Annotated in this window: 27 protein-coding genes; 14 read left to right on the top strand and 13 right to left on the bottom strand. The window is 72.2% G+C overall.

Translation table 11 applies throughout. From position 1 onward, the window contains the following. From AB0B85_RS32345 to AB0B85_RS32355, 3 genes are all read right to left on the bottom strand, one after another. Positions 1–438, bottom strand: a 438-nt coding sequence (locus tag AB0B85_RS32345; RefSeq protein ID WP_357413355.1) for a DUF222 domain-containing protein, incomplete at its 3' end; no start/stop codon positions are given. 175 nt (positions 439–613) lie between these two features. Next, positions 614–1,459 (bottom strand): 3-methyl-2-oxobutanoate hydroxymethyltransferase, encoded by an 846-nt coding sequence (gene panB / locus AB0B85_RS32350; RefSeq protein ID WP_357413357.1) that lies wholly within the window; start codon positions 1,457–1,459, stop codon positions 614–616. A gap of 204 nt (positions 1,460–1,663) precedes the next feature. Then, entirely contained in the window at positions 1,664–3,421 is a 1,758-nt protein-coding gene (locus AB0B85_RS32355; protein ID WP_357413359.1) for an NAD+ synthase, read from the bottom strand. Between the two features lie 258 nt (positions 3,422–3,679). Between AB0B85_RS32355 and glnA the strand changes: the two genes are divergently transcribed. From glnA to AB0B85_RS32375, 4 genes are all read left to right on the top strand, one after another. Beyond that, positions 3,680–5,029, top strand: coding sequence for a type I glutamate--ammonia ligase (glnA, locus tag AB0B85_RS32360; RefSeq protein ID WP_357413360.1), 1,350 nt, complete (start codon positions 3,680–3,682; stop codon positions 5,027–5,029). Positions 5,030–5,118: 89 nt separating this feature from the next. Continuing rightward, the gene (locus AB0B85_RS32365) at positions 5,119–5,544 is read left to right on the top strand and encodes a DUF350 domain-containing protein (RefSeq protein WP_357070446.1); all 426 of its coding nucleotides are present in this window, start codon (positions 5,119–5,121) and stop codon (positions 5,542–5,544) included. Positions 5,545–5,587: 43 nt separating this feature from the next. Beyond that, positions 5,588–6,280 carry a WYL domain-containing protein gene (locus AB0B85_RS32370; RefSeq protein WP_357413362.1) on the top strand — a complete coding sequence of 231 codons (693 nt, stop codon included), beginning with the start codon at positions 5,588–5,590 and terminating at the stop codon, positions 6,278–6,280. A gap of 200 nt (positions 6,281–6,480) precedes the next feature. Continuing rightward, the gene (locus tag AB0B85_RS32375; RefSeq protein ID WP_357413364.1) at positions 6,481–6,858 is read left to right on the top strand and encodes a VOC family protein; all 378 of its coding nucleotides are present in this window, start codon (positions 6,481–6,483) and stop codon (positions 6,856–6,858) included. 147 nt (positions 6,859–7,005) lie between these two features. Here AB0B85_RS32375 and AB0B85_RS32380 read toward each other — a convergent pair whose 3' ends face one another. After that, positions 7,006–7,473: a hypothetical protein gene (locus tag AB0B85_RS32380; RefSeq protein ID WP_357413399.1), complete on the bottom strand. Its 468-nt coding sequence runs from the start codon at positions 7,471–7,473 to the stop codon at positions 7,006–7,008. Between the two features lie 184 nt (positions 7,474–7,657). Here AB0B85_RS32380 and AB0B85_RS32385 point away from each other — a divergent pair, with 184 nt between their 5' ends. Beyond that, positions 7,658–8,545 (top strand): virginiamycin B lyase, encoded by an 888-nt coding sequence (locus tag AB0B85_RS32385; RefSeq protein ID WP_357413366.1) that lies wholly within the window; start codon positions 7,658–7,660, stop codon positions 8,543–8,545. Positions 8,546–8,609: 64 nt separating this feature from the next. Here AB0B85_RS32385 and AB0B85_RS32390 read toward each other — a convergent pair whose 3' ends face one another. Beyond that, on the bottom strand, positions 8,610–9,545 hold the full coding sequence (locus AB0B85_RS32390; RefSeq protein WP_357413368.1) for an LD-carboxypeptidase: 936 nt from the start codon (positions 9,543–9,545) through the stop codon (positions 8,610–8,612). 103 nt (positions 9,546–9,648) lie between these two features. Between AB0B85_RS32390 and AB0B85_RS32395 the strand changes: the two genes are divergently transcribed. Together AB0B85_RS32395 and AB0B85_RS32400 are read left to right on the top strand one after the other, a co-directional pair. Continuing rightward, positions 9,649–10,416 carry a type 1 glutamine amidotransferase gene (locus tag AB0B85_RS32395; protein WP_357413370.1) on the top strand — a complete coding sequence of 256 codons (768 nt, stop codon included), beginning with the start codon at positions 9,649–9,651 and terminating at the stop codon, positions 10,414–10,416. Next, the gene (locus AB0B85_RS32400; RefSeq protein ID WP_357413371.1) at positions 10,416–13,463 is read left to right on the top strand and encodes a bifunctional [glutamine synthetase] adenylyltransferase/[glutamine synthetase]-adenylyl-L-tyrosine phosphorylase; all 3,048 of its coding nucleotides are present in this window, start codon (positions 10,416–10,418) and stop codon (positions 13,461–13,463) included. The genes AB0B85_RS32395 and AB0B85_RS32400 overlap by 1 nt, the downstream gene beginning before the upstream one ends. Before the next feature lie 4 nt (positions 13,464–13,467). Here AB0B85_RS32400 and AB0B85_RS32405 read toward each other — a convergent pair whose 3' ends face one another. After that, positions 13,468–15,072, bottom strand: a complete 1,605-nt coding sequence (locus tag AB0B85_RS32405) for a hypothetical protein (RefSeq protein WP_357413373.1) — start codon at positions 15,070–15,072, stop codon at positions 13,468–13,470. Between the two features lie 44 nt (positions 15,073–15,116). Between AB0B85_RS32405 and mptB (AB0B85_RS32410) the strand changes: the two genes are divergently transcribed. The 4 genes from mptB (AB0B85_RS32410) to AB0B85_RS32425 all read left to right on the top strand — a co-directional run bounded on the left by mptB (AB0B85_RS32410) (position 15,117) and on the right by AB0B85_RS32425 (position 18,970). Beyond that, on the top strand, positions 15,117–16,517 hold the full coding sequence (gene mptB / locus AB0B85_RS32410) for a polyprenol phosphomannose-dependent alpha 1,6 mannosyltransferase MptB (RefSeq protein WP_357413375.1): 1,401 nt from the start codon (positions 15,117–15,119) through the stop codon (positions 16,515–16,517). Between the two features lie 14 nt (positions 16,518–16,531). Continuing rightward, positions 16,532–18,007 carry a polyprenol phosphomannose-dependent alpha 1,6 mannosyltransferase MptB gene (mptB, locus tag AB0B85_RS32415; protein WP_357413377.1) on the top strand — a complete coding sequence of 492 codons (1,476 nt, stop codon included), beginning with the start codon at positions 16,532–16,534 and terminating at the stop codon, positions 18,005–18,007. A gap of 105 nt (positions 18,008–18,112) precedes the next feature. Next, the gene (locus tag AB0B85_RS32420; protein ID WP_357413379.1) at positions 18,113–18,589 is read left to right on the top strand and encodes a hypothetical protein; all 477 of its coding nucleotides are present in this window, start codon (positions 18,113–18,115) and stop codon (positions 18,587–18,589) included. 57 nt (positions 18,590–18,646) lie between these two features. Continuing rightward, positions 18,647–18,970, top strand: a complete 324-nt coding sequence (locus AB0B85_RS32425; RefSeq protein ID WP_357413381.1) for a hypothetical protein — start codon at positions 18,647–18,649, stop codon at positions 18,968–18,970. Positions 18,971–19,022: 52 nt separating this feature from the next. Here the strand turns inward: AB0B85_RS32425 and AB0B85_RS32430 are convergent, their stop codons facing one another. Next, entirely contained in the window at positions 19,023–19,559 is a 537-nt protein-coding gene (locus AB0B85_RS32430; protein WP_357413383.1) for an SUKH-4 family immunity protein, read from the bottom strand. 228 nt (positions 19,560–19,787) lie between these two features. On the opposite strand from AB0B85_RS32430, the gene AB0B85_RS32435 reads away from it, so the two are divergent. From AB0B85_RS32435 to AB0B85_RS32445, 3 genes are all read left to right on the top strand, one after another. After that, a complete protein-coding gene (locus AB0B85_RS32435) occupies positions 19,788–20,321 on the top strand; it encodes a sigma-70 family RNA polymerase sigma factor (RefSeq protein ID WP_357413384.1) in 534 nt (177 codons plus the stop codon). Then, positions 20,318–20,788 carry a hypothetical protein gene (locus AB0B85_RS32440; protein WP_357413386.1) on the top strand — a complete coding sequence of 157 codons (471 nt, stop codon included), beginning with the start codon at positions 20,318–20,320 and terminating at the stop codon, positions 20,786–20,788. Before AB0B85_RS32435 ends, AB0B85_RS32440 begins: the two co-directional genes overlap by 4 nt. 65 nt (positions 20,789–20,853) lie before the next feature. Beyond that, positions 20,854–21,006: a hypothetical protein gene (locus AB0B85_RS32445; protein WP_357413387.1), complete on the top strand. Its 153-nt coding sequence runs from the start codon at positions 20,854–20,856 to the stop codon at positions 21,004–21,006. Here AB0B85_RS32445 and AB0B85_RS32450 read toward each other — a convergent pair whose 3' ends face one another. From AB0B85_RS32450 to AB0B85_RS32475, 6 genes are all read right to left on the bottom strand, one after another. Next, positions 21,007–21,129: a hypothetical protein gene (locus tag AB0B85_RS32450; RefSeq protein ID WP_357413388.1), complete on the bottom strand. Its 123-nt coding sequence runs from the start codon at positions 21,127–21,129 to the stop codon at positions 21,007–21,009. Between the two features lie 141 nt (positions 21,130–21,270). Next, entirely contained in the window at positions 21,271–22,230 is a 960-nt protein-coding gene (locus AB0B85_RS32455; RefSeq protein WP_357413390.1) for a hypothetical protein, read from the bottom strand. Further along, positions 22,227–22,592, bottom strand: coding sequence for a helix-turn-helix transcriptional regulator (locus AB0B85_RS32460; protein ID WP_357413392.1), 366 nt, complete (start codon positions 22,590–22,592; stop codon positions 22,227–22,229). Before AB0B85_RS32460 ends, AB0B85_RS32455 begins: the two co-directional genes overlap by 4 nt. Positions 22,593–23,135: 543 nt before the next feature. Further along, positions 23,136–23,384: a hypothetical protein gene (locus AB0B85_RS32465; protein WP_357413393.1), complete on the bottom strand. Its 249-nt coding sequence runs from the start codon at positions 23,382–23,384 to the stop codon at positions 23,136–23,138. A gap of 450 nt (positions 23,385–23,834) precedes the next feature. After that, positions 23,835–24,410, bottom strand: a complete 576-nt coding sequence (locus AB0B85_RS32470; protein ID WP_357413395.1) for a hypothetical protein — start codon at positions 24,408–24,410, stop codon at positions 23,835–23,837. Positions 24,411–24,664: 254 nt separating this feature from the next. Continuing rightward, positions 24,665–25,132: a hypothetical protein gene (locus AB0B85_RS32475; RefSeq protein WP_357413397.1), complete on the bottom strand. Its 468-nt coding sequence runs from the start codon at positions 25,130–25,132 to the stop codon at positions 24,665–24,667. Between the last annotated feature and the right edge of the window lie 172 nt (positions 25,133–25,304).

The following is a 25,304-nucleotide window of genomic DNA, read 5'->3' on the forward strand; positions in this document are numbered from 1 at the left end:
GAACTGCCCGGCCCACTCGACAAGCAAACCGACGGCCTTGTCGGCGGCAGCGGTGCCGGCGGAGGTCTGGACCGTGTCGACGGTGTCGGCGATGATCCGGGCCTGGTCGACGGTGATGTCGGCGTCGGCCAGCGCCTGTCGTATCGCGGGGTTGCCGGTGTCGAGAGTGGCGGCCAACTCGACGAGGCGGCGGGCGGCGGGGACGGTGAGGTGTAGGCGTTCGCGCAGCCAGACCGCTGTGGAGGACGCGCCCTGCGCGGTGGGCGTGCCACGACCGTCGAGTTCGCGGATCACTGTCAGTTTGACGGCGGCGAGGCGCTGCTCGATGCGGTGCGCGGCGTCGAGCGCGGCGATCAGGTCCTGCTCGGGCAGAGCCCAGGTGGCGGAGCCGGCGCAGCCCAGGACTGTTGCCTCTGCCTGCGCCAACCCCTCCATCATGACCCGAGACTAGAACACCTGTACGACACTTTCAGTCGCCATGATCGATCGATCCAGCCCGGCAACCTGGCCCGGCGGCCATCCGGCCCGGCGGCCATCCGGCCCGGCTACCGCAGGCCACGGATCGTGACGGCCGTGGCCTGCGGTGGCCGTGCACTGGAGTTCGTGGACTGCTCTAGAAGGTGTGTTCGGCGGTCGGGAACTCGCCGCCGCGGACCTCGTCGGCGAAGCGGCGGGTGGCGTCGGTGAGGACGTCGGCGAGCTCGGCGTAGCGCTTCACGAAGCGCGGCGCCTTGCCGGTGCGCAGGCCGGCCATGTCCTGCCAGACCAGCACCTGGGCGTCGGTGTCCGGGCCGGCGCCGATGCCGACCGTGGGGATCGCCAGTTCGTGGGTGATCTGCTTGGCCACCTCACCCGGCACCATCTCCAACACGACAGCGAACGCGCCGGCCTCGGCCACCGCTCGCGCGTCGGCAAGCACCTCGTCGGCGGTGTCGCCCCGGCCCTGCACGCGGTAGCCGCCCAGGGTGTGCTCGCTCTGCGGGGTGAAGCCGATGTGTGCCATCACCGGAATGCCGGCCCCGACGATCGCGGCGATCTGCGCGGCGCAGCGTCGACCGCCCTCCAGCTTCACCGCGTGGCAGCCGCCCTCCTTCATGAACCGGACGGCGGTGCGCAGCGCCTGGGTCGGGCCCTCCTCGTACGAGCCGAAGGGCAGGTCACCGACGACGAGTGCCTGCCGGGTCGAGCGCACCACGGCCCGTACCAGTGGAAGCAGGTCGTCGGCGGTCACCGGCAGGGTGGTCTCGTAGCCGAACACGTTGTTCGCGGCCGAGTCGCCGACAAGCAGCACCGGCACGCCGGCCCGGTCGAAGATCCCTGCCGTGTACTGGTCGTACGAGGTGAGCATCGGCCACCGCTCGCCGCGCTCCTTGGCGGCGATCAGGTCGCGGGTGCGGACCCGACGGGTGGCCGGCCCGCCGTACAGCGCGGTCACCTCGCTCGGAGTGGACTCCACCATCTCTGTCTCCCTTCCTCGAGGCCGCCTGCGCGGTCCCCGGGTTCCGTCGCGATCGTCGCACCGCGAGAGGGGGCGATGGCAGGGCCCAGTGCAAGATGTCACTCCACCGCGCCGCGAGGCCCGCGCCGTGCGGCCCGCGCCGTGCGGCCCCGGCGAGGCGGTGCCGGGCCGTGCCACCGACCCGACACCCCGAGGGGGTACGCCTCAGCCGTGCTCGCGCCACCGGTTGGTGATCGGCAGCCGCCGGTCCCGGCCGAACGCCTTCATGGAGATCTTCGTGCCCGGCGCGGACTGCCGGCGTTTGTACTCGGCGGTATCCACCAGCCGCAGCACCTTGTCGACCACCGCCGGGTCGTGGCCGGACTCGATCAGGCCGTCGCGGCCGAGGTCACCGTCGACGTACCCGATCAGGATCGGGTCCAGCACGTCGTAGTCGGGCAGGCTGTCGCTGTCCAGTTGGCCCGGGCTCAGCTCGGCGCTCGGTGGCTTGCCTATCGAGTTCTCCGGGATCGGGGCGGTCTCACCGCGCCGCGCCGCATCGGTGTTGCGCCACTTCGCGAGCCGCCAGATCAGCGTCTTCCAGACGTCCTTGACCGGGTTGAAGCCGCCCACCGAGTCGCCGTACAGCGTGGAGTAGCCGACCGCCAGCTCACTCTTGTTGCCGGTGGTCAGCACCAGGTGGCCCTCCTGGTTCGACAGGGCCATCAGGATCACGCCACGGACCCGGGCCTGGAGGTTCTCCACCGCCACCCCGGACAGCGACAGGTTGGCCAGGAAACCGTCCACCATCGGCTGGATCGGCTCGACCCGGTAATCCAGGCCGGTGCGCTTGCCCAGGTCGGCGGCGTCCTCCCGGGAGTGCTCGGAGGAGTGCTGACTGGGCAGCGACACCCCGACCACCCGGTCCGGCCCCAGGGCGTCGACTGCCAGCGCGGCCACCACCGCCGAGTCGATGCCGCCGGAGAGCCCGAGCACCACCGACGGGAACCGGTTCTTGTTCACGTAGTCGCGCAGACCGAGCACCAACGCCTGCCACACCTCGGCCTCGTCGGCCACCGGCTCGATCAGCCCGCCGGTGGCGGCCGGGCCACTCGGCGCGGCCGGAACACCGTCGAGGGTGTGGTGCACCACGCGCATGCCGTCCGCGACGGTCTCCGTGGTCGCCGCGGCAGTGGCGGCCGGCAGCTCGACGTCGTGCACGAGCAGGTGCTCGACGAACTGCGGGGCGCGGGTGAGCAGCTCACCGTCGGCGCTCACGATCATCGAGTCGCCCTCGAAGACCAGCTCGTCCTGGCCGCCGATCATGTTGACGTACGCGATGGTGGCGCCCGCCTCGGCGGCCCGGCGGCGGACCAACGGCAGCCGGACGTCGTCCTTGTTCAGCTCGTACGGCGAGCCGTTGATGTTGACCACCAGGCCGACGCCGGCCTGCCGGGCGGCGGCGAACGGCCCGCCGGACTGCCACAGGTCCTCACAGATGGTCAACGCGACGTCCACGCCGCCGACCCGCACCACTGTCAGCGTGTCGCCGGAGACGAAGTAGCGGTCCTCGTCGAAGACCCCGTAGTTGGGCAGGTGGTGCTTGAAGTAGCGGGCGGCGACGGTGCCCCGGTGCAGCAGCGCGGCGGCGTTGCGGGCGCCCCGGCCCGGTTCGGCGTCCCCGCTGATCTGCGGCGGCCCGTCGGCGTCCAGGTAGCCGACCACCACCGGCAACTCCCCGAGGCCGTCGGCGGCGAGGTCGGCGGCGAGCCGCTCGATGGCGGCCTGGGACGCGGCGACGAAGGAGCGCCGGAAGACCAGGTCCTCGACCGGGTACCCGGTGAGCATCAGCTCCGGGAAGAGCACCAACTGGGCACCGGCATCGGCGGCCTGGCGGGTCCAGCTGCGGACCAGGTCGGCGTTCCCGGCGAGGTCTCCGACGCTCGGGTTGACCTGGGACAGGGCGAGACGCAGGGTGGGCATGCCCTCATCTTGCCCCAGGCTCGACACGACAATCCCCACCCTCCGACGAGATGGCCGCCACGCTGCGGCGGGCGGCAGGTGAGGTCGCGGTGGACGGGCCGGCCCGCGGCGCAGCAGGTGCCCGCCGAGCGGGAGGCGAGGGGACGGCGGGCGGCAGTTCGCGTAACGTCTGCGTAACCAGGCCCGGGAAGACTGGGCGATCAGGTTGGGCGCAGCCCGACCAAGGCGGACAAAAGAGTGTCGCGAGGGGTTGGGGAAGTGGACCGTCAGCAGGAGTTCGTCCTCCGGACGCTGGAAGAGCGGGACATCCGGTTCGTCCGGCTGTGGTTCACGGACGTGCTGGGCACGCTCAAGAGCGTTTCGGTGGCGCCGGCCGAGTTGGAGGCGGCCTTCGAGGAGGGCATCGGCTTCGACGGCTCGGCGATCGAGGGTTTCGCCCGGGTCTTCGAATCGGACATGGTGGCCATGCCCGACCCGACGACCTTCCAGGTGTTCCCGTTCGAGGGCGGGGTCAGCGGCGAGAGCGCCCGGATGTTCTGCGACATCCTGCTGCCCGACGGCGGCCCGTCCTGGGCCGACCCCCGGCACGTGCTGCGCCGCGCGCTGTCCAAGGCCGCCGAGAAGGGCTTCACCTTCTACACCCACCCCGAGATCGAGTTCTTCCTGCTGGAGAACGGCCCCCAGGACGGCTCGGTGCCCATTCCGGTGGACACCGGCGGCTACTTCGAGCACACCACCCACGCGGTGGCGCGTGACTTCCGCCGCCAGGGCGTGCTGGCGCTGGAACGGATCGGCATCTCGGTGGAGTTCAGCCACCACGAGGTCGCCCCCGGCCAGCAGGAGATCGACCTGCGCTACGCCGACGCGCTGACCACCGCCGACAACATCATGACCTTCCGGCACGTGGTCAAGGAGGTGGCGCTCTCCACAGGTGTGCAGGCCAGCTTCATGCCGAAGCCGTTCACCGACCAGCCGGGCAGCGGCATGCACACCCACCTGTCGCTGTTCGAGGGCGAGCGCAACGCGTTCCACGACAGCGGCGACCCGATGAAGCTGTCCAAGGTGGCGAAGTCGTTCATCGCCGGCCTGCTGGTGCACGCCCGGGAGTACACCGCGGTCACCAACCAGTGGGTCAACTCGTACAAGCGGCTGTTCCCGCAGGCCCTGCCGGACCGCATCACCGAGAGCCCGGCGTACGTCTGCTGGGGTCACCTGAACCGCTCCGCGCTGGTGCGGGTCCCCGCGTACGGCAAGCCCAACTCGGCTCGCGTCGAGGTCCGCTCACCGGACTCGGCGGCCAACCCGTACCTCGCCTTCGCGGTGCTGCTCGGCGCCGGCCTCAAGGGCATCGAGGAGGGGTACGAGCTGCCGCCGGGCGCCGAGGACGACGTCTGGTCGCTGACCAGTGCCGAGCGGCGTGCCATGGGGTACGAGGCGCTGCCGGAGAACCTCGCCGAGGCGATCGACGTGATGGCGGAGTCCGAGTTGGTCGCCGAGGTGCTTGGCGAGCACGTCTTCGACTTCTTCCTGCGCAACAAGCGGGCCGAGTGGGAGCAGTACCGCCGGGAGGTCACCCCGTACGAGCGGCAGCGTTACCTGGCGCTGTGATCGTCGGGGGCTGACGCGGTTGCGCGCTGCCGCTATCGTCTCGATCACCGCGCCGGTACCCCTCCGGGCGGAGAGTCGGGAGGCAGTCGGTGCTGGAGGATCTGCTCAGCGGTGCCTGGCAGAGCGTCGTGTTCGGGATCGTCGGCGTGGGGCTGATGGCTGCCGGTTTCGGCCTGGTCGACCTGCTCACCCCCGGGCGGTTGCGGGACCTGATCTGGGTCGACCGCAACGCCAACGCGGGGCTGCTGCTGGCCGCCAACCAGCTCGGCATCGCCGGGATCGTCTTCACCGCGATCCTGACCAGCTACAGCGACTTCGGCCGAGGGCTCGCCTCCACTGTGTTGTTCGGGCTGGTCGGGTTGGCCATCATGGCGTTGGCCTTCGTGGTGCTGGACCTGCTCACCCCGGGCAAGCTCGGTGAGGTCATCTGCTCGCCGGAGCCGCACCCGGCGGCCCGGGTCAGCGCCGCCACCCACTTCGGCGCGGCGCTGATCGTCTGCGCCTGCATCGCCTGAGCGCGGTCCGGGCTGGTCGTACCCCGGCCGTAGCGTGCCGGGAATGAACCGCACGGATCGTCTCTACGCGCTGGTCGAGGAGCTGCGGGCGGTGTCACCGAGGCCCCGCAGTGCCCGCTGGTTGGCAGCGCGTTTCGAGGTGAGCAGCCGGACCATCGAACGGGACATCGGCGCTCTCCAGGAGGCCGGGGTGCCGATCTGGGCCGAGCCCGGGCGCATCGGCGGCTACGTGGTGGACCGCGCCCGTACCCTGCCGCCGGTCAACCTGACCGCCGCCGAGGCGGTCGCGATGGCCGTCGCGCTGCACCGACTCGCCGGCACCCCGTTCGCCGGGCCGGGCGGCACCGCGCTGCGCAAACTGATGGCAGTGCTGCCGCCGGCCGACGCCGTCGAGGCGCACCGGCTGGCCAGCCGCGTGCACCTGATCGGCGACGGGCCGACGACGCCCGTCCCGGCTGTCGTCGCCGACGCGGTCGCCGCCCGGCGGGCGCTGCGCATCAGGTACGCCGACCGGGCCGGCGTCGACTCGGTCCGTGACGTCGAACCGCTCGGCTACCTCGGCAACACGCAGCACTGGTATCTGCTCGCCTGGTGTCGGCTGCGCGACGAGCTGCGGTGCTTCCGCACCGACCGGATCCGGAGCGTCCGGGCGCTGCCCGACGTGGTGTCCCGCGAGTTGCGCCCGGACGACCTGGACATCCCCCGCGGACGGGCCCGTCCGCTGAGCCTGGTCTGAGACACGCCGAGCCGGGCGTTTCGCAGGACATGTCGGGCCGGCTGGCCGGGCCCGGCCGGGTGGCCGGCGTGCCGGGTCTGGCCAGGCGGAAACCCCGTCGGGTGATCTGGAAACACCGACAGGACGGTGTCGCGGAGGCCCCAGAGACTGCTCCGAGAAGACGGCCGAACAGCCGGCCTGGAAAACCTTGGAGGCAGTAGATGTCCACGACCCCCATCACCTGGTTCGAGATCGGCACCGACCGGCCCGAGGAGGCGGAGCGTTTCTACGGGGAGCTGTTCGGCTGGACCTTCGAGGAGCAGGGATCGGCAAACGGTGGGTCCTACCGGGTGACCGGTGCCGGAGGCGACACCGGCATCGGCGGAGCGATCCGGGCTACCGACGGGACGTCACCGAACTACGCGATCTTCTACGCCGAGGTCACCGACGTGGCGGAGGCCTGCCGGCGGGCCGAGGCGGCCGGTGGCAAGGTGTTGGTGGCGGCGCGCACCACACCGGCTGGGCTCGCCCTCGCTCACCTGCTCGACCCGGCCGGCAACCACCTCGGCGTGTTCTCGCCGCCGCCGGCGCAGAGCTGACGCCCCAGCGCCCCGGCGGTCGGTCCCAGGCGGGCCTGGCCTGGAGGTGCACGGGGTGATCGACTCGGTTTCGCCGAAACCGGGGTGTCCGAGCGCCTTCGACACCGCCGATTCCGTGAAACCGAGTCGATCAAGTCCCGGCCGGGCTTACTTGCCGGGCGTACCCGCCGGACCGCCGTGCTGGCCCCACCCGCGGTGACCGCCGGCCCCGGGGAAGACGCCGGCCTCGACGGCCTTGGTGATGGCGTCGGCCTGCTCCTGGGTGAGCTTGCCGTCCTTGACGGCCTGGTCGAGCCGCTCCTTGAGGGCGGCCTTACGGTCCTCGCCGGTGGGGCGCTGTGGCCGATCGGCCGGCCGGTGCTGCTCGCGGACCTTCTCCAGGGCGGCGGTCACCTTGTCGGTGGGCACGCCCAACTCCTTGGCGAGCGCCTCGGCGAACTCGCCCTGCCGGTCGGCCTTCGCACCGGCACCGGGGGCCGGGGCGCTGCTGGCGCTCGGCGCCGGGGTGGGGGTGTCCGCGGCGAAGGCGATGGTCGGGGCCGCGATCCCGACGCCGAGGACGCCGGCGGTGGCCAGGCCGGCCAGCAGGTGCTTCCTACGGATGGTGCGGGACATGCTGTCCTCCAGAGGTTCGGTCATCGTGCGCTGTCATCGCCGACGGTGACCGGACAGCCTGGGTGCGAGCCGTGGCGATCCTGTCAGCGGGCTGACAATCGCGGCGGGCGGGAGACGAAATCGGTTGTGCCGTCGCTGGCCGACCGGTCAGGGTGGGCGATCCGCCAACGGAAGGACACAGCACGTGACGACCGTCGAGATTCGGGAGATACCGCTCGCCGGGGCGGGTGCCGGCCCGTACGGCATCACGGTTGGGCCCGACGACGCGTTGTGGCTGACGCTTGTCCACGCCGGCGCGATCGCCCGCCTGGGCGTCGACGGCGCGGTCCGGACCTATCCGCTGGACCCGGCCGGCGGCCGTCCGTTGATCATCACGGCCGGTCCGGACGACGCGCTCTGGTTCACCCGCTCCGGGGACGACCGGATCGGTCGCCTCAGCGTCGATGGTGACCAGCGCACCATCGCCCTGCCCGCCGGCACCGGGCCGGGCGGCATCGCCACCGGAGCCGACGGCGCGCTCTGGTACGCCGGGATGACCTCCGACACGATCGGCCGGGTGAGCACCGACGGCACGGTCACCGCGTTCCCGTTGCCGGTGACCGGCGGGTTCCCGTCGATGATCACCGCCGGCGCGGACGAGGCACTCTGGTTCACCCTCAACCAGGCAGACGCGATCGGCCGCATCGACCTCGACGGTCGGGTCACGCTGCACCCGCTGCCCACCGCGAACGCCGGTCCGGTCGGCCTCACCCTCGGCGCCGACGGTGCCGTCTGGTTCGTCGAGATCGCCGCCGGTCAGCTCGGGCGGATCGCCCCGGACGGCCGGATCGTCGAGTTTCCGCTACCGGACCGGGCGGCCCGTCCACACGCCATCGTGGCCGACCCGGCCGGCGGCGCGTGGTTCACGGAGTGGGGTGCCAACCGGATCGGTCACCTCGACCCGACCGGCCGGATCGAGAGCTACGACCTGCCCACCCCGAACGCCGAACCACACGGCATCACCCGTACCGCCGACGGCGTCTGGGCCGCCCTGGAGTCCGGTGGAGTTGCCCACCTGCCCCGGCCCGCCTAGCTGCTCAGGACGCCCGGGCCGGCGGACCTGACGCGAACCTCCTGAGCGTCGGGGCACGGCCTGGCTACTGGACGGCGGGGGCGGCCGTCAGGGTGTTGGTGTCGGTGTCCAGGGTTGCCGTGGTGCCCACCGGGACCGTCAGTTGGCCGTGCCCGTGGCCGATGGGCAGGCCGCCGAGCACCGGTACGCCCAGGTCGCCAAGGCTTTCGGTGAGGACGTCGACGACGGTGGTGTCCCACTCGTCGCCGCAGTCGGTGAACTGCCCGACCGCCACGCCGACCAACCCGTCGAGCGCGCCCGCCCGGCGCAGGTGGGTCAGCATCCGGTCGACCTTGTACGGGGGTTCCTGCACGTCCTCGATCAGCAGCACCGCACCGGTCAGGTCGGGCAGGTCCGGGGTGCCGATGGACGCGGCGATCATGCACAGGTTGCCGCCGAGCAGGGTGCCGGTGGCGCGACCCGGGACGCGGACGCCGAAGGTGTCCTCGGTGGGCAGCGCGGTGATCGACACCGGTTCGGTGGTCATCAGCGCCGCGTGCAGGGATTCGGCGGAACGCAGTGGGGTCCGGTCGTCGCGCCAGGCCACCCCCGGGCCGTGCACCCCGGCCAGCCGGGCACCTCGCCACAGTGCGAACTGCAACGCGGTGATGTCCGAGAACCCGGCCACCACCTTCGGGTCGCGGCGGACGGCGGCCATGTCGATGGCGTCCACGATCCGTTGGGCGCCGTACCCGCCCCGGGTGCAGATCACCCCGCGGATCTCCGGGTCGGCGAAGGCCGTGTTCAGGTCGGCGGCCCGTAGGTCGTCGGTGCCGGCGAGGTAGCCGTGGCGGGCGTACGCGTTCGGTGCCGGCACCGGCCGCAGCCCCCAGCCGATGAGCAGCTCCATCCCGCGGGCCACCCGCTCCGGCGAGGTCGGTCCGGACGGTGACACGAGCAGCACCGTGTCACCAGGTCGCAGCACGGGCGGGCGGACGGTGGCCATGTCCTCGCTGATCACAACCGCAGAGCCTAGCGACCCCGCCGGAGCCCGGACCGGCGCCCGGCGCCGGCATCGCGGTGGCGGGGGTGGCGCCCGGCGGTGCACCGGTTAGCCTCGACGGGTGGCAACCGCGCTGGTGATCGAGAACGACCCGACGGACGACGCGCGCCGGTTGGGTGAGTGGCTGACCGAGGCGGGGCTTGAGCTGTCGGTGGTTCGTCCGCACGCCGGCGACGCCCTGCCCGCCGACCTGGAGGGGTACGCGGCGCTCGTGGTGCTCGGCGGCGACCAGCAGGCGTACCCGCTGCCGGACGGCTCGCCCGGCGCACAGTGGTTCCCGGCCGTGGAGGGCCTGCTGCGCAAGGCGGTCCGGCACCGGGTGCCGACCCTGGCCGTCTGCCTGGGCGCGCAACTGCTCGCCACCGCGCACGCCGGGCTGGTCGAGCGCAGCCCGTCCGGGCCGGAGATCGGCCCCGGTGTGGTCGGCCGGCGCGACGCCGCCGAGAACGATCCGTTGTTCCGGTACGTGCCGTTGATCCCGGACGTGCTCCAGTGGCACGCCGACGAGATCACCGAACTGCCCCGCGGCGCGACCCTGCTGGCCGCGTCCACCCGCTACCCGCACCAGGCGTTCCGGCTCGGTGACCGGGCCTGGGGCCTCCAGTTCCACATCGAGTGCGACGCCGCGATGATCGCCGACTGGGCCACCGACTCGACCCAACTCGCCGAGCTGGGCTACGACCCGGAGCTTGTGGTCGCGGCCTGCGCCTCGGTGCTGCCCGACATCGAGGAGGTCTGGCAGCCGTTCGCCGCCCGTTTCGCCGCGCTGGCCCTCGGCGAGCTGGACGACAGCACGATGCGGCGCGGCCTGCCGCTGCTCGGGCACTGATGAGCCGGCCGACCAGGGCACCGGGCCGACTCGCCCGGTACGGCTTCGGCACCGCCGAGGGCGACGGCGGCGCCCGCGCCGCGGACCTGCTCGGCCCGGCCGGGCTGCGGCTGTGGCGGCCGGAGGAGCAGGAGCCGGCCGACGAGTCGGCCGGGGAGTTGCTCGCCGCGCTGTCCCGGGCCGCCGACCCGGACCTGGCGCTGCGGCAGCTGCACCGCATCGTGGAGGCCGAGCAACGCCTTCGCGGCGACGGTGCCGAAGGCCGCCAGAGCGCCGGCGGGGTCGAGTCGCCGCTGCTCGCGGAGCTGCACACCGACCCCGGGTTGCGGCGGCGGCTGGTCGCTGTGCTCGGCGCGTCGGCGGCGCTCGGTGATCACCTGGTGGCCAACCCCGACCACTGCCTGGCGCTGCGGACCGCCGCGGACGGGCTCGCGCCGGTCGCCGAGGGTCGACTGGAGCTGACCGGCGGCGACAACCCGGTGGCGGCGCTGCGAACCGCGTACCGGCTGGCCCTGCTGCGGATCGCGGCGGCCGACCTGACCGGCGGGCGCGGCCTGGAGCAGACCATGGCGGCGCTGTCGGCGCTTGCCGACGCGACGTTGGCCGCGGCGTACGAGATCGCCGTCGCCGAGCTGGCCGACGGCACCGAGCGACCCCGGCTCGCGGTCGTGGCGATGGGCAAGTGCGGCGGCGGCGAGTTGAACTACGTCTCCGATGTGGACGTCATCTTCGTGGCGGCCGAGGACGCCGACCTGCCGGCGGCGACACTGGTGGCGACCCGGCTGATCCACATCTGCGGGCTGGTCGCCTGGCCGGTGGACGCCGCGCTGCGACCCGAGGGCAACCGGGGTCCGCTGGTGCGCACCCTCGCCAGTCACCTGGCCTACTACCGCAGGTGGGCGCGTACCTGGGAGTTCCAGGCGCTGCTCAAGGCCCGCCCGGCCGCCGGTGACGTGCCGGTGGCCCAGGAGTGGATCGACCAGCTCGCGCCGCTCGTGTGGCGGGCGGCCGAGCGGCCCGAGGCGGTCGAGGACGTCCGCGCCATGCGCCGCCGGATCATCGACCACATCCCGCCGAAGGAGCTGGAACGCGAGATCAAGCGCGGCCCCGGTGGCCTGCGTGACATCGAGTTCGCCGTCCAGCTGCTGCAACTCGTGCACGGCCGGGTCGACGAGACGCTACGCGAACCCGGGACCATCCCGGCGTTGCGCGCGCTCGTCGCCGGCGGCTACGTCGGTCGGGCCGACGGCGAGGCACTGCTGCGCGGCTACCGCTTCCTGCGCAGCGTCGAGCACCGCCTGCAACTCCAGGCCCTGCGGCGTACCCACACGGTGCCGAGCGAGCCGGGCGCGTTGCGGTGGCTCGCCGCCGCGCTTGGTTTCACTGCCACGCCGGGGCACAGCGCCGTGGAGAGCTTCCGGGCCGAGTGGGTCACCCACGCCACCGAGGTACGCCGACTGCACGCCAAACTGCTCTACCGGCCGCTGTTGGAGTCGGTGGCCCGGGTGCCCGCCGACGGGTTGCGGCTCACCCCGGAGGCGGCCCGGCACCGGCTGGAGATCCTCGGCTTCGCCGACCCGGCCGGGGCGCTGCGCCACCTGCAGGCGCTCACCGGCGGGGTGAGTCGCACGGCGGCCATCCAGCGGACCCTGCTGCCGGTGCTGCTCAGCGAGTTCGCCGACGCGCCGGAGCCGGACCGGGGGCTGCTCAACTACCGCAAGGTCTCCGACAAACTGGGCAGCACCCCCTGGTATCTGCGGCTGCTGCGCGACGGCGGCCCGGTGGCCCGACGGTTGGCCCGGGTCCTCGCCCTGTCCCGGTACGTCGCCGACCTGCTCGCCCGGGACCCGGAGGCGCTGCGGCTGCTGGCCGAGGAGAACGAGTTGGCCCCCCGCCCGCCCGAGGTGCTCCGGGAGGGGTTCCTCGCGGCGGCGGCCCGGCACACCGACCCGGTCGAGGCCACCCGCGCGGTGCGTGCGTTGCGCCGTCGGGAACTGGTCCGGGTGGCCTGCGCGGACGTGCTCTGCCGGGCCGGCGCGCTCGCACCCAGCCCGAGCCGACCGGACGGCGCGAACCGGCCGGCACCGGGGCTCGCCGACATCACCCAGGTCGGCACGGCCCTCGCCGACGTTACCGACGCCACCCTCGCCGCCGCGCTGCGCGCCGCCCAGGCCAGTCAGCCCGCGCCGCCCGGGCTGCGGTTCGCGGTGATCGGCATGGGACGGCTCGGCGGGTACGAGTCGAACTACCTCTCCGACGCCGACGTGCTCTTCGTCTACGACCCGCCCGCCGGGGCCAGCGAGAGCGACGCCAGCGCCGCCGCGCACGCGATCGCCGAGGAGTTGCGCCGGCTGCTCGGGGTGCCCGCCCCCGACCCGCCGCTCGGCGTCGACGCCGACCTGCGTCCGGAGGGCCGGCAGGGTCCGCTGGTGCGCAGTCTCGCCGCGTACGCGCAGTACTACGCCCGCTGGTCGCGGGTCTGGGAGGCGCAGGCGCTGTTGCGCGCCCGGTTCGTCTGCGGCGACGCCGACCTGGGTGCCGAGTTCGAGACGATGATCGACCCGGTGCGGTACCCGGCCGACGGGCTGACCCGTGAGCAGGTCGTCGAGATCCGCCGGATCAAGGCCCGGGTGGAGACCGAGCGGCTGCCACGGGGCGCCGACCCGGCCACCCACACCAAGCTGGGCCGGGGCGGGCTCGCCGACGTGGAGTGGGCGGTGCAGCTCGTCCAGCTCCGGCACGCCGGTGCGGTCCCGAGGCTGCGCGGCACGCGTACCCTCGATGCCCTCACGGCGGCCGAGCGGGCCGGCCTGATCGACCCGGCGGACGCCGCGGAGATGGCCGCCGGGTGGTCCCTGGCCGCGCAGGTCCGCAACGCGTTGATGCTGGTCCGGGGCCGGGCCGGCGACCAGCTTCCCCGACACGGGGTGGAGTTGGCCGGGGTGGTCCGGCTGCTCGGGCGCGACGACCCGGGGGAGTTCCTCGACGAGTACCTGCGCACCGGCCGCCGTTCCCGCGCCGCCGCCCAGCGGGTGCTGGAGTCGTAGGGCGTCAGCTGCCGAGGGTGTACTCGCCGGGGCGGGGCACGGTGACTGCGGTCCAGTCCCCGTCGGCGGTGACAGTGGCGCCGCCGGACGCGACAAGCCACCGGCTGTGCCGGACCCGGACCGCCACCCGGCCGGCGCTCGGGGCCCGGAAGGTCACCGCCGCGCCGTCGGCGCGGATCAGCTCGGCGGGTGCGGCGACAAGCGGCGTCGGGTCGGCCACTGCCCAGACCCGCCAGTGCGGGCCGGACCAGACCGGCGTCAGGTAGGGCAGGCCGGCCTCGACCAGTTCCGCCTCGGCCCGCCCCACCCAGGACAGCGGGGCGTCCGGCAGCGCCACGTACTGCACGGCGTTCTCCGCCAGCCAGGCCCGGTAGCTGCTCGCGGTCAGCGGTGTGCCGGTACCGGCCGCGCCGGGCACCGTGGTGAAGAACAGCGGGTTGCGGTCGATGTCGGCCTGCCGCAGCCACCCCCGGGCCAGCGGCACCTCACCGAGCCGGGCCGCCTCCCAGTAGTTGCGGGTCGGCGGCACCTCGACCCGGCCGGTGAGCCGTTGCCCGGCCAGGAACGCGCGCAGCGGCGCGTGGTAGCCGGGGGCACTCGTCGGGTCGCCGATGCCGCGCAGGTCGGCGGGGACCGCCGGTGGCTGCCACACGCAGACCGCCACCAGCAGCACGGTCAGGCCCACTGCCGGGCGCAGCCGAGCCAGCCGGGACCGCCCCGCAGGGGTGGCGCGTCGGGCGGACCGGCGGGCCAGCCGGTCGGCGAGCCAGCCGGGCGGGCTGGCGGCGGCGGCCAGCACCGGCAGCGCGAACATCGTCACCAGCCGGGTCGCGTTCAACCCGACCGGCGTGTGCACGAGGGCGGCGGCGAGCACCCCGGCGGCCGAGAGCAGCGCACCGAACCGCACCGGCCGGTACGCCACGAGCGCCGCCACCACCAGGCTGGTCAGCACCGCGCGCACCGCGTCGGTGCGGCTGATGTTCATCCAACCGCCGTCGCCGAAGAGCAGCGCCGTCGCGGCCAGCGGCACCGCCGCCGCGACACCGAGCGCCAGACCGTCGGCGTACCGGCGGGTCACCAGCAGCGCGACGCCCGCCAGGCCGACGAACAGGCCGGCCACCGGGCTGGTCGCCGACGCCAGCAGCGCGCCGGCCGCGGCGAGCGCGAGCCGCCGATTCTGGGGTACGCCCCGAGTCAGCGCCGCCAGCGCGGCCAGCCCGAACGCGACACCCAGGGCGTACGTGACCCGGCCGGAGACCAGGTTGCCGGCAAGCGTGACAACCCCGACCAGGCTGCCCAGCAGCGGGCGGGGCACCGGGCCGCGGACCAGCAGGGCGGCCAGCGCGGCGGCCGACGCCACGAGCGCCAACGCACCGGTGACCCGCACCCCGAGCACTGCCATCACCGGCTGGGAGAGCAGGCTGTAGCCGAACTGCTGCACCCCGGCGTACCAGCGCAGATCGACAGGGGTCAGACCGTGGGCCGCGAAGAAGTCCGCCCGGGCCACCTGCGCGGCGAGATCCGACCCCATCAGCGGCAGGGCCAGCCAGAGCGCGCCGAGCACGACTGCGGAACCGGTGGTCACCGCCACCACCCGACTGCGCCGCATGCCCACCTCCGTACCGCGACCACCGTACTGGCAGCATGTCCGGCGTGCCTCACCACCTCGCGCGTTGGACCGGCCTGGCGGGATCGGCGTTGCTCGCCGTCGCCGCGTTCCTTGGCGGCGCCCTGCCCGACTCCCCGCTGCGGCCGACGCCGGTCAGCATCTGGCAGGGCCCGCACGGTCCGCTCGTCATCGCCGCCTGGCTGGTCGGCACCGTGCTGCTCGGCTACGCCTGGTGGGCGCTGCGCGACTCGGTGCCGTCGACCCGCTGGGCGCTGACCACCGTCGGGCTCTGGCTGCTGCCGCTGCTGATCGCACCGCCGCTGGCCAGCCGGGACGTGTACGCGTACGCCTGCCAGGGCGCCAGCTACGCCGCCGGGATCAACCCGTACGAGCAGGGCGTCTCCGCGCTGCCCTGCCCCTGGCTGGACACCATCTCGTTCATCTGGCGGGACACGCCCGCGCCGTACGGGCCGCTGTTCGTGGTGCTCGCCGGCGCGGTGGTGAAGGCCACCGGCTCGCTCACCGGCGCGATAGTGGTGTTCCGACTGATCGCGCTGGCCGGGGTGGCGTTGACCGCGGTCAGCCTGCCGGTGCTGGCGCGACGCGTCGGCGTACCCGCCGAGCGGGCGGTCTGGCTCGCGCTGGGCTGCCCACTGGTCGCCGTGCACCTGGTCTCCGGCGCGCACAACGACGCCCTGATGGTCGGCCTGCTTGTCGCCGGGCTGGCGGTGATCGCCTCCCGGCCGGGCCGCCCCGGCCCACTGCTCGCCGGCGGGGCGCTGCTCGGGCTGGCCGCCGCGATCAAGGTGACCGCGCTTGTCGTGGTGCCGTTCGCGGCGCTGGCCGCGATCGTCGGCGGGTACTCGATCCGGGCGCTGATCCGGCACGGCGGGTGGGTGGTCGGCGGCGCGGTCGCCGTGGTGGTCGGGGTGACCTTCGCGGCCGGGCTGGACTTCGGCTGGGTGGGCGGGCTGGCCCGCGGCGGTGACGTGATCGCCTGGACGTCGCCGTCCACAGCGGTCGGGCAGACGGTCGGCTACCTGGCGGTGCCGTTCGGCGCGCACGTCGACGCGCTGCCCGTCACCAGGGGAACCGGCATGGCGGTGCTGGCGCTGGTGCTGCTCTGGCTCTGGTGGCGGGCCCGCACCCGGGAGCCGCTGTGGTACGCCGCGTTGGCGCTGGCCGCCACCGTCGCCCTCGCGCCGCTGTTCCACCCCTGGTACTGGATCTGGCCCCTCGCGGTGCTCGCGGCCACCGCCCGGCGGACCGGATGGTTCACCGTCGTCGCGCTCGTCGCGTCGTTCCTGGTGCTGCCGGACGGCACCGGCCTGGCCCGGTTCACCAAGACGGTCGGGGCGCCGCTGATGACGCTGTTGGTGATCGTGTTTGTCGTCTGGTTGGTACGGTCGGCTCGGGCGGCCCGTCAGCCGGTCGCCGCCGACTGAGGGAAGGTGCGCCGGTGACCGCTCCCGGCGCACCGCCACCCGACGCGCCGCCGCTGGTGGCCCGCGCCGCCCGGTACGCCGGGCTGGTCGGCGCGGTGCTGCTCGCCGTCGCCGGACACCTCGGTGGGGCGCTGCCCGACGCCCCGCTCGGCGCGACACCGGAGTCGATCTGGCGCGCCCCGGGCGGCCCGGCCACGCTCGCCTGCTGGCTGGTCGGCAGCGCGCTGCTGGTCGGGGCGTGGTGGTCACTGCGCGGGGGAGCGCCGTCGACCCGTTGGGCGTACGTCACCGCCGGACTGTGGGCGCTGCCGCTGCTTGTCGCACCGCCGCTGGGCAGCCGGGACGTCTACTCGTACGCCTGCCAGGGCTGGACGTACGCGCACGGCGTCGACCCGTACGCGGTGGGCGTGGCGGCGGCGGGCTGCCCGTGGCTGGACGCGGTGGCACCGATCTGGCGGGACACCCCGGCACCGTACGGACCGGTGTTCGTGCTGCTCGCGGCGCTCGCGGTGAGTGTCGGCGGTGGGCTCACCGGCACGATAGTGGCGCTGCGGGTGATCGCCGTGGCGGGGCTGCTGCTGGGCGCGCTGAGCCTGCCCGGGTTGGCGCGGGCGGTCGGCGTACCGACCCGGCGGGCGGCCTGGCTGGCGCTTGCCGGCCCACTGGTCGGGGTGCACCTGGTGGCCGGGGCGCACAACGACGCGGTGATGCTGGGCCTGCTGCTGTCCGGGCTCCTGATCGTGGTCCGCCGACCCTGTCGGCCGTGGGCGTTGCTGGCGGCCGGGGTGCTGTTGGGGTTGGCGGTGACGGTGAAGGCGAGCGCGGTGGTGGTGGTGCCGTTCGCCGCGCTGGCCGCGGTCCGGGGCCGCCCCACCGTACGGTCGCTGGTGCGCGACGGGGGTTGGCTGGCCGGCGGGTCGCTCGCCGCGCTGCTGGTCTCCTCGGCGGTGTCCGGGCTCGGCTTCGGCTGGGTGGGCGGGTTGACCCACAGCGGTGACTCGGAGCAGTGGACCTCACCGCCCACCGCCGTCGGCCTGGTGGTCGACTACGCCGGCGCGCTGGTCGGTCGGGACCCGCAGGCGGTGCCGGTGTTCCGGACGGTGGCCCTGCTGCTGCTCGTCGCGGTGCTCATGGTGCTCTGGTGGCGGGCCTGGGCGGCCCTGCGGGCATCGAGTGATCCGGCCCTGGCCCGCCCCCGGGTCGCCCTGCGCGGCGCCGGCCTGGCCCTGGCCGCCACGGTCGTGCTGTCCCCGGTTTTCCACCCCTGGTACGCGACCTGGCCGTTGGCGCTGCTCGCCCTCAGCGCCGGGCGGACGAAGTGGTTCGTGCTGCCGGCCGCGGCGGCGGTCTTCCTCGCCCTACCGGACGGCACCAACCTGGCCCGCTTCACCAAGGCCCCCGGCGCCGTGGCGATGACCGCCCTGCTCCTGATCCTGCTCCCCACCGTCCTCCCACCCCTCCTCCGGCGCAGGCAGCACCGATCGCGCTGATCATGAGGTTGGCGGTCGCCTGGAAACGCCGTCCTTGACACCCGGCGGTGCGATTCCTACCTTTGTCGCTCGTGAGCTGGGGCGAGGAGACTGGCGTGTCAGGCCATGAATAGCGTCAGGTTGGCGGAGGCGCTCGGCTACCGAGTCGGCGACCTACTCATGATCTCGGCCGAGGCGTTCGACGCTCGCGTCGTCGGGACCACACCCCAGCACCTGCTCATCGACTGGCCGTGGTGGACGGCTGACCCCGAATCGGCCAACTCCTGGGACGGCACTATCGGTCTTCCTCGCGACGCCGATGACTACGGCTGGCACAACACGCCGTGGCGACTGGAGCCCGACCCCTCCGAACTCCACACCGGTGACCCCTGCTTCGTGGGCATCCCACCCACGACAGTGCGAATCACGTCCATCGAGAAGTACGAGCCTCCGGCCGACTTCGGATTCCTACCCCGGCCTGACTACGTACTTGGGGTGGTGCCTGTCGACGCGACCCTGGACGAAGAAGCGGGCTACGTCCTCTACCTGAACAGCTACCCACTCGACATCGAAGTCCTTCCGAACCCCGCCCAACTGACCTGAAGCGTCCAGTGCCCGGACCGAGAACGTTGGCCGGCCAAGGCCCAGTAGCCTCGGCTCGTGGGCGATCGTGAGCAGTACCTGCGTTATCAGGAAGACCGGACCGCGCTGGCGGCAATCGGTACTGATCTGGATCGTCAGGTTGGTCGGATCAGCGTGCGGCTTCCTCGATCTCTGGCGGAGTTGGCGATCGGTGCCTGGAACCGCGAAGAACCGCATGATGGTGGTGAAGAAAGCCGCGAAGAGTACGAACTGCGTGATGCTGCTGCTGAACTGGCCTTGATCGGCCTCGCGATCAGCGAGCGCGGCACGTGGGAGGGTGAGCAGGTCGCCGTCGAGCTGGATGTCGTCCAGGTCGCCGCGGCATTGCGAGCTGCTCAGTAGTCAGGCCGCCCGGGCGGCGGGCATTGGCGTTACACGCGCGACATCCGTCCGATCAGTAGAGCCACCGGTCGAGCACCCCGGGCCAGAAGTGGGTTGTGTGGTCGCCGTCGCCGAACGCGGGCGGGTCAAGGTCCCTGATGCGTGCCAACAGGTCGGCGAGCTCCGCGAGCGCCTGCTCTTCGGCCTGTCCGTCCTCGTCCCAGCGGTCGACGGCGGTTGAGCTGGTCAGCCAGCTACCAACCAGGTGCAGCGAACACAGCCACTGGATGATCGTTGAGTTGACGAACCCGGCGCTGCCGTCCGGCGACCATATTCGCACCTCACCGGTCCCCGGCGCGGCACCGTACACCCAGCGCGCGTTGTCGTCGGAGTTCGCCAACCGGTACATCGTTGGCTCTTCGTCGAATGACACCGCACTGACGAGGTCATCGATAAGCGGCACACCACAGGAGACCAGCGCGGCCTTCTGCTGCTCGGGAAGCCGCCACGTCGCCACGTCCCGTTCGGTGGCACGCACCACCCGCCCGGTACCAGCCCAGGCCGTGACCGCTTCGAACGCAGGAGGCACCGGAAGATCGTCAACAGGCACGCCGGTGAGGGTAGTCCGGGCAGGCTCTCAAGCGCTCCGCTTGACGGGTTACGCGGTCCCCGATCCGCTGGCTGCCGACTGTGCACCTCCGGCCGAAGACGCGGATGCGGCACCATCCGCCTCTGCCGAAGAAGCGCACCTCACCGCGCCGCGGGCGGGGGCCGTGAACCAGATCGGTCCGCCGGGCGACTGTCATGGGTGCGGCAGGTCGTACGGATAGGGGGCGATGTGGATCGGGTCGGACGTGATGCGCTGCTGGTGGTGCGCGCGCAACTCGGAGACCGGAGGGCGCTGGCAGAACTGGTCGGGCATTGGCACGACCCGGTGTGGCGGTATGTGCGGCGCATGCTCGACCGGCCGGACCAGGCAGACGACGTGAGCCAGGACGTGTGGGCGGGTGCGCTGAAGGCGCTGCCACGTCTACAGCGGCCGGAGCGGTTCGCGCCGTGGCTGTTCACCATCGCCCGGCGTTCGGTGATGGACCACCTGCGGGAGAAGTACAGCCAGGCGGACCCAGTCGACGGCGACGGGTCCGGCGACGACGATGTTTCGGCCGTGTTGGACCGGGCGCAGGTGGCCGAGGGTCTGGCTGGGTTGCCGGTCCACGAACGCGAAGTGCTGATCTTGTTCTATCTCCATGACCTGGCATTGGAGGAGTGCGCGCAGGTGCTACAGATTCCGCCGGGAACGGTCAAATCCCGGTTGTTTCGGGCACGGCGGCTGTTGCGTGACTCACTGGTCGAGAAGGGGTATTCGTCATGACCGAACGACCTGGATACACCCCGGACCACGTCGTACGGGGGATGTCACTGCCGCGCCGCGTCGGTGTCCTCGTGGCCGGACTGGGCGGCCTGGCCGGGTCCACGACCATCGGCCTGTTGTGGGCCACCGAGCCCAAGGCGTTGCCGGCGGGGACCCAGCTCGCCTTCGCCGCCATGATTCTCATTGGCGTGACCTGGGTGGGCATCGCTGGCTGGGCGTTGGTCCGCCGCCCACTGTTCGCGGCGGATCGGGTGATCACAGGCTGGCTCGCGGTCATCTTCAGCACACTCACGACCGTCAGCACTGTCGCGATTGCAGTCACCCGCACGAGCACCGCCGGTGTCCTGGCCGCTGGGGGCCTGGGCCTGATCCCGATCGTCGTCTCGAGCACGATGCTGATCCGCGCCCGGGCCTACCGTGCGGCCCTGCTCGCCCGCAAGCGCGACCTGGAAGGCCACCAGCCATAGGCGGGCACGCGATCGATGCTCAGCCAGGCCAGATGACATCTCACCACACCGCAGAGGGAGAAACCATGAACGCACGCAAGCCCGCTCCCATCGGCCCGCTGGCCCTGGCCCTGGCCCTGCGCCATCTTCGACCCGAGTCCGCCGGCCGCCGTGTCGCCGGACTCGCCGTGGTCTTCGCTGTGGCCCTGCTGGCCGGTATCGCCCTACTCCTACGCTGATCACTGACGTGCGGCCACCAACTCAACGACGGCGGCCGACGAGTGCGAGTCGTACGCCGGCCAGGGCTGGACGTACGCGCGGCGGCCGGCTGCCGCGCTCGCGGTGAGCCTGGCCCGGTTCACCAAGGCTCCCGGAGCCCTGGTGCTGACCGCCCTGCTCCTGCTCGCTCTCCGCAGCGCCCGGCGGTCCTGTCGATCTGCGAGCGCCCCGCCAACATCATGACCAACTCGTGGTTTGCCTCAGGATCGCGCGCCGCAGGTGGGTCAGCCGCGGTCGGCGCGCCTGGTGCCGGAGGTCAGGCGGATGCGCACGAGGATGGTCAGGAGTAACACGGCGGGTCCGGCCAGCGCGACGGCGATGCTGCTCGCGGCCAGCGCCGCGAAGCTGACGCCGCCGCGGATCGGGTCGATGGCATCGCCAAGGGCCGGCACCGCCAGGAAGGCGGCGGGGGTGAGCAGCGTGACCAGCGCCCAGCCGCCGCGGGTGTCCCCGCCGAGGGCCAGGCCCGTGGCCAGCAGGGCCCCGACGACCAGCAGCAACCCGCCGACGGTGGGCAGCAAGCTCAACGCGGTGTAGCCGTAGTAGCCGAAACCGTCGTCCAACCCCACCAGAAGTTCCGTTGCCGCCACCGCCGTCACAGCGGACAGCAGCGGCGCGAGGCGGATCGCCGTCACGGGCCGGTCGGGCAGGGCCAACGCCAGTAGGCCGAGAACGACCTGCGGCAGCAACACGAACAGCGGCGGCCGGAACGCGTCGAGCACCGCGGCCAGCGGTGGCAGCGCCAGCGTGAGCAGGAGGGCCAGGACGATGGCCAGCCGGGCGACCCGGCCCGGCGCGACGGCGGTGGCAATCGCGGCCAGCAGCCAACCCGCCCAGGCGATGACACCGATCGAGACGAACGGGCCGACGTGGGGTACCAGCCATTCCACCGGCGCCGGATCCAGCTCTGCCGAGCCCCAGACACCGGCGAGGACGCTCGCGGTGACCATGGACAACCACGCCGCGAGGCGTACCCCGGGAATCAGGCTGGCGACGCCTGCGGCCCGCAGCCGCTGGCGCGCGCCACCGCGCAGGAGGTCCGCGGCGTCCGCGGGCGAGGGCCAGCGACGACCCGGCTCGGCCAGGTCCAGGTAGGTGCCGACGATCTCGGCGCCGCGCGAATGCCGGTAGTCGGCGGGGTACGCGCGCAGCAGCCGCAGGTAGCGGCGCTCCAGCTCGGTCATGCCAGCCCTCCGGCCACGCGCGGGGTGGTCGGCCGGGCGGCACGGGCGCGCCGGGCCAGCCGGGCGGTGGCGGCCTCGACGTTGCGTCGCAGCCGCTCGGTCTCGGCGGTCAGGGTGGCGTCGCCGGCGGGGGAGAGCCGGTAGTAGCGGCGCAGCCGGCTGTCCACCACCTCCTCCCGGTCGACAGCGACCAGACCGGCGTCGACGAGCCGATCGAGCGCGCCGTAGAGGGTGCCGGGGCGCAGCGTCACCCGCCCGTCGGACAGCGCGGTGACCTCGCCGATCAGCCCGTAGCCGTGCAGCGGCCCGCCAGCGAGCGCGGTGAGGATGAGGAACGTGGGTTCCCGCAGAGGAGTCTCCATGGCCGCAATATAACGGACGCGAAGGTATTGCGGGGGGCGGCAGGTCAGCGCGTCGGGACCGAAACGGCCGGGCCGGCCCCGCTGTCCGCGGAGCCGGCCCGGCCGGTGATCGGTGACTGCGTCAGCAGTCGTAGTACATGGCGAACTAACCGCGCGTGGCGGCTGACCTGGGGGAGTGGCGTCGATCGAGGCGCTGAGCAGGTCGTACGCCGTATATCAACTTCCATCGTTATCCACTATTTCCAGGCGGCATCTGTACCCCTCGTGTTCCTAACGATCATGGGGTGGGGTTGTGTGCGAGCGGTTCCGATGTTGACCGGTGCGGCATCCCGTCGCGCAGGCTCCGCCCTGCCGGGCCGCGCCGACCTGGTCCAGGTGGAGCGCCCCACTGGACGTACGACCTGGACCAGGTCGGCGCGGTCTGGTGGCCTCTGGTGGGCGACGGGTACCCGGTCGCGGCCGAGGCATCCCAGAGTCGCCGAGGGTTCGGGGCGAGTAGCCCCGACCGCCGGAGGCTATCCCCGGGTCGTAGGGCCGGAGGCCCTACCCGCCGGAGGCGTCGCCCCGGCTGGCGTCCTTGAAACGTGGCAGCAGCGGCCAAACGGGGGTGAACGCATCGTCTTGCCAGCCCGGTCCCAGCGCTCGGCTGACGTTGATGTACACCGGTCCGTAGGACGTCTCCAATCGCCAGTTGTCCCACTGGTCCAGGTCGTGCTCAGCAAACCGAGCCAACAGTCGGAACATGGCTGCGACTTCGGAGTCGGCGAGCGGGCCTCCTGGATGTTCTCCCATCTCGGCAGGGTGCCATCGGCGGGCGGATAGCACCAAGCCGAAGCCCGCGTCTGCTGTACCTCGGCGGACGCGGGCTTCGTCGTGCCCGCCGGAGTTCGCGTGCCGCCGGGGTCGCCGCGCCGATAGCGAAGCGGCAAGGCGCGGCGTGCCCCGAGCGGCACGCAGCGGCCCGCAGGGCCGCCTTGAAGACGTATGGAAAGTTCTCACCGTGCCGGTCACCTGTCCGTGCCCGGTCTGGGGACCTGCGTGACACGTCGGTATCAGGACCTACGTGACACTCCGGTCAGTGCTGACGCACACGAGCCGCTCTCGGTTAGGCGTTAGCGCGTCAGGAAGCGGCACAACTGCCGCACGGCGGAGTCAGATGATTACCCAGCTCGATCATCCGTCTCATGAGCAATGGGACATCGGTAGGAGAGTCGGACGCACAGCTGCCAGCCTGCTAAGTGGCTACGCCACGGGCAGCCCGAGGTCGACCAGGACCTTGACGAGTTGAGCGTCGGGTGCCTCGCCATCAGATCTCGGCTCGTCCGCTTGCTGCGGAAGTCGAAGACTCTCCGGTCGACCCGAATAGCTCCACGCCGGCTTCACCGAGGGGACCCGCTTCCGGCTGTGCTGTGCAGCCTCCTCGCATGCGGCGATCTCAGCTTCTCGCTGGTCCGTCAACCAAGGCGGCAGCGCTGGCTCAGCTGGCAGCAGGTCCAGCAATGCGGTCCGCGGATCGTTGAGCCGTCGATGAACGACGCAACCGCGCAGCCACAGCAGCGCCGCTCGGTCGTGCTTGCCAGGGAGCCAGAGGCCGATGGCCAGATCGATGGCATGGACAGCATCCCGGGCCTTACCGCTGAGGAGGGCGGAGGCGACGTAGATGAGCCAAGGCTCGATGTGGCTGCCTCCTCCGGATCCGACCCAGCCCTTCGCCCAGCTGTGGGCGCCGCGCCAGTCACCGGCCTGAAGACAAGCTACGGCTCGTTCGCGGAACTCTGATGCAGCTGGCGGCGTTGCTGCCTGCGGCTGGCGTGACACCTGCTCATTATCCCTCGGCGAAAAGACTCTTGCCCCGGCGTCCAGACCCAGCCCGCCCATGAGCTCGTGCACTCCACCCGATCCGAACCTGGTCCGTGTGCGGCAGCCCGCCGCGAACCTTACCGGCCCCACGACCGCCGGCCGATCCCGAGCGCAGATCATCTAGCCGGATGTGTCACCCAGGTCCTGAGACCGATGTGTCACGTACGTCCTGAGACTCGACACCGGTCACCTGTCCGAGTTGAGGCGGCGGATTACTCCTCCTGCGGAGGCAAGTGACCGCGCCGCAGCAGCGCTCGGCCAGCGGCTAGCGTGCTGTGAATCTGCTGGGCAGTAATCGGTATTGAGTCTTCGCCGCTACGACGGACGATGCTGATGTACGCGCCCTCGGTGCGGCCACCAACGATTGCGCCATGGACCAGGAAGGGCTTTAACTCCTCTTCCTGAGGTGGAATCGATACGAGGATGAGTCCTTCTTGTGGACCGGTCTCCACCGCCGTAATTTGGAGCCCAAAGGGGAACGGGAAGAGTCGGGTCTCAATCGCCTGTCGATATCGCCGAATCGTTGTGCCATTTATCGGGACCGGCTTCATGGACTTGATAACTTCTCCGCCTGCAACTCGCTTAGTATCCATGCCTACAATAACGATTCCGCCTTCTTCTGCATTGGCAAACCGGCTGACGGCCTCTGCTAAAGATATTTTTCCACGGTCTGTCGTCAAGTCGTAGTGCTGAGACTTGACATCGATCCACGGACCTTCCGGAAGTCCCTGGAGCAGGTCGGCGCGTCCGCCGCCTACTAGGCCGTGTCTTCAAAGGTTCACAGCCATTGGAGTAGCGCGGCGATGGTGACGGTGGCCTGGTACGAGGTCGCGGTCTTGTCGTAGCGGGTGG

The organism is Micromonospora sp. NPDC049044 (genome assembly GCF_040649215.1).
Taxonomy (GTDB): Bacteria; Actinomycetota; Actinomycetes; order Mycobacteriales; family Micromonosporaceae; genus Micromonospora.

Excerpts from the sequence above, each read along its gene's own strand:
- AB0B85_RS32460 (WP_357413392.1), bottom strand. The coding sequence starts at position 22,592 with ATGGAGACTCCTCTGCGGGAACCCACGTTCCTCATCCTCACCGCGCTC.
- AB0B85_RS32355 (WP_357413359.1), bottom strand. The coding sequence starts at position 3,421 with ATGCCCACCCTGCGTCTCGCCCTGTCCCAGGTCAACCCGAGCGTCGGA.
- AB0B85_RS32375 (WP_357413364.1), top strand. The coding sequence starts at position 6,481 with ATGTCCACGACCCCCATCACCTGGTTCGAGATCGGCACCGACCGGCCC.
- panB (WP_357413357.1), bottom strand. The coding sequence starts at position 1,459 with ATGGTGGAGTCCACTCCGAGCGAGGTGACCGCGCTGTACGGCGGGCCG.
- AB0B85_RS32420 (WP_357413379.1), top strand. The coding sequence starts at position 18,113 with ATGAATAGCGTCAGGTTGGCGGAGGCGCTCGGCTACCGAGTCGGCGAC.
- AB0B85_RS32405 (WP_357413373.1), bottom strand. The coding sequence starts at position 15,072 with ATGCGGCGCAGTCGGGTGGTGGCGGTGACCACCGGTTCCGCAGTCGTG.
- AB0B85_RS32455 (WP_357413390.1), bottom strand. The coding sequence starts at position 22,230 with ATGACCGAGCTGGAGCGCCGCTACCTGCGGCTGCTGCGCGCGTACCCC.
- AB0B85_RS32445 (WP_357413387.1), top strand. The coding sequence starts at position 20,854 with ATGAACGCACGCAAGCCCGCTCCCATCGGCCCGCTGGCCCTGGCCCTG.
- AB0B85_RS32400 (WP_357413371.1), top strand. The coding sequence starts at position 10,416 with ATGAGCCGGCCGACCAGGGCACCGGGCCGACTCGCCCGGTACGGCTTC.
- AB0B85_RS32465 (WP_357413393.1), bottom strand. The coding sequence starts at position 23,384 with ATGGGAGAACATCCAGGAGGCCCGCTCGCCGACTCCGAAGTCGCAGCC.
- AB0B85_RS32380 (WP_357413399.1), bottom strand. The coding sequence starts at position 7,473 with ATGTCCCGCACCATCCGTAGGAAGCACCTGCTGGCCGGCCTGGCCACC.
- AB0B85_RS32440 (WP_357413386.1), top strand. The coding sequence starts at position 20,318 with ATGACCGAACGACCTGGATACACCCCGGACCACGTCGTACGGGGGATG.
- AB0B85_RS32370 (WP_357413362.1), top strand. The coding sequence starts at position 5,588 with ATGAACCGCACGGATCGTCTCTACGCGCTGGTCGAGGAGCTGCGGGCG.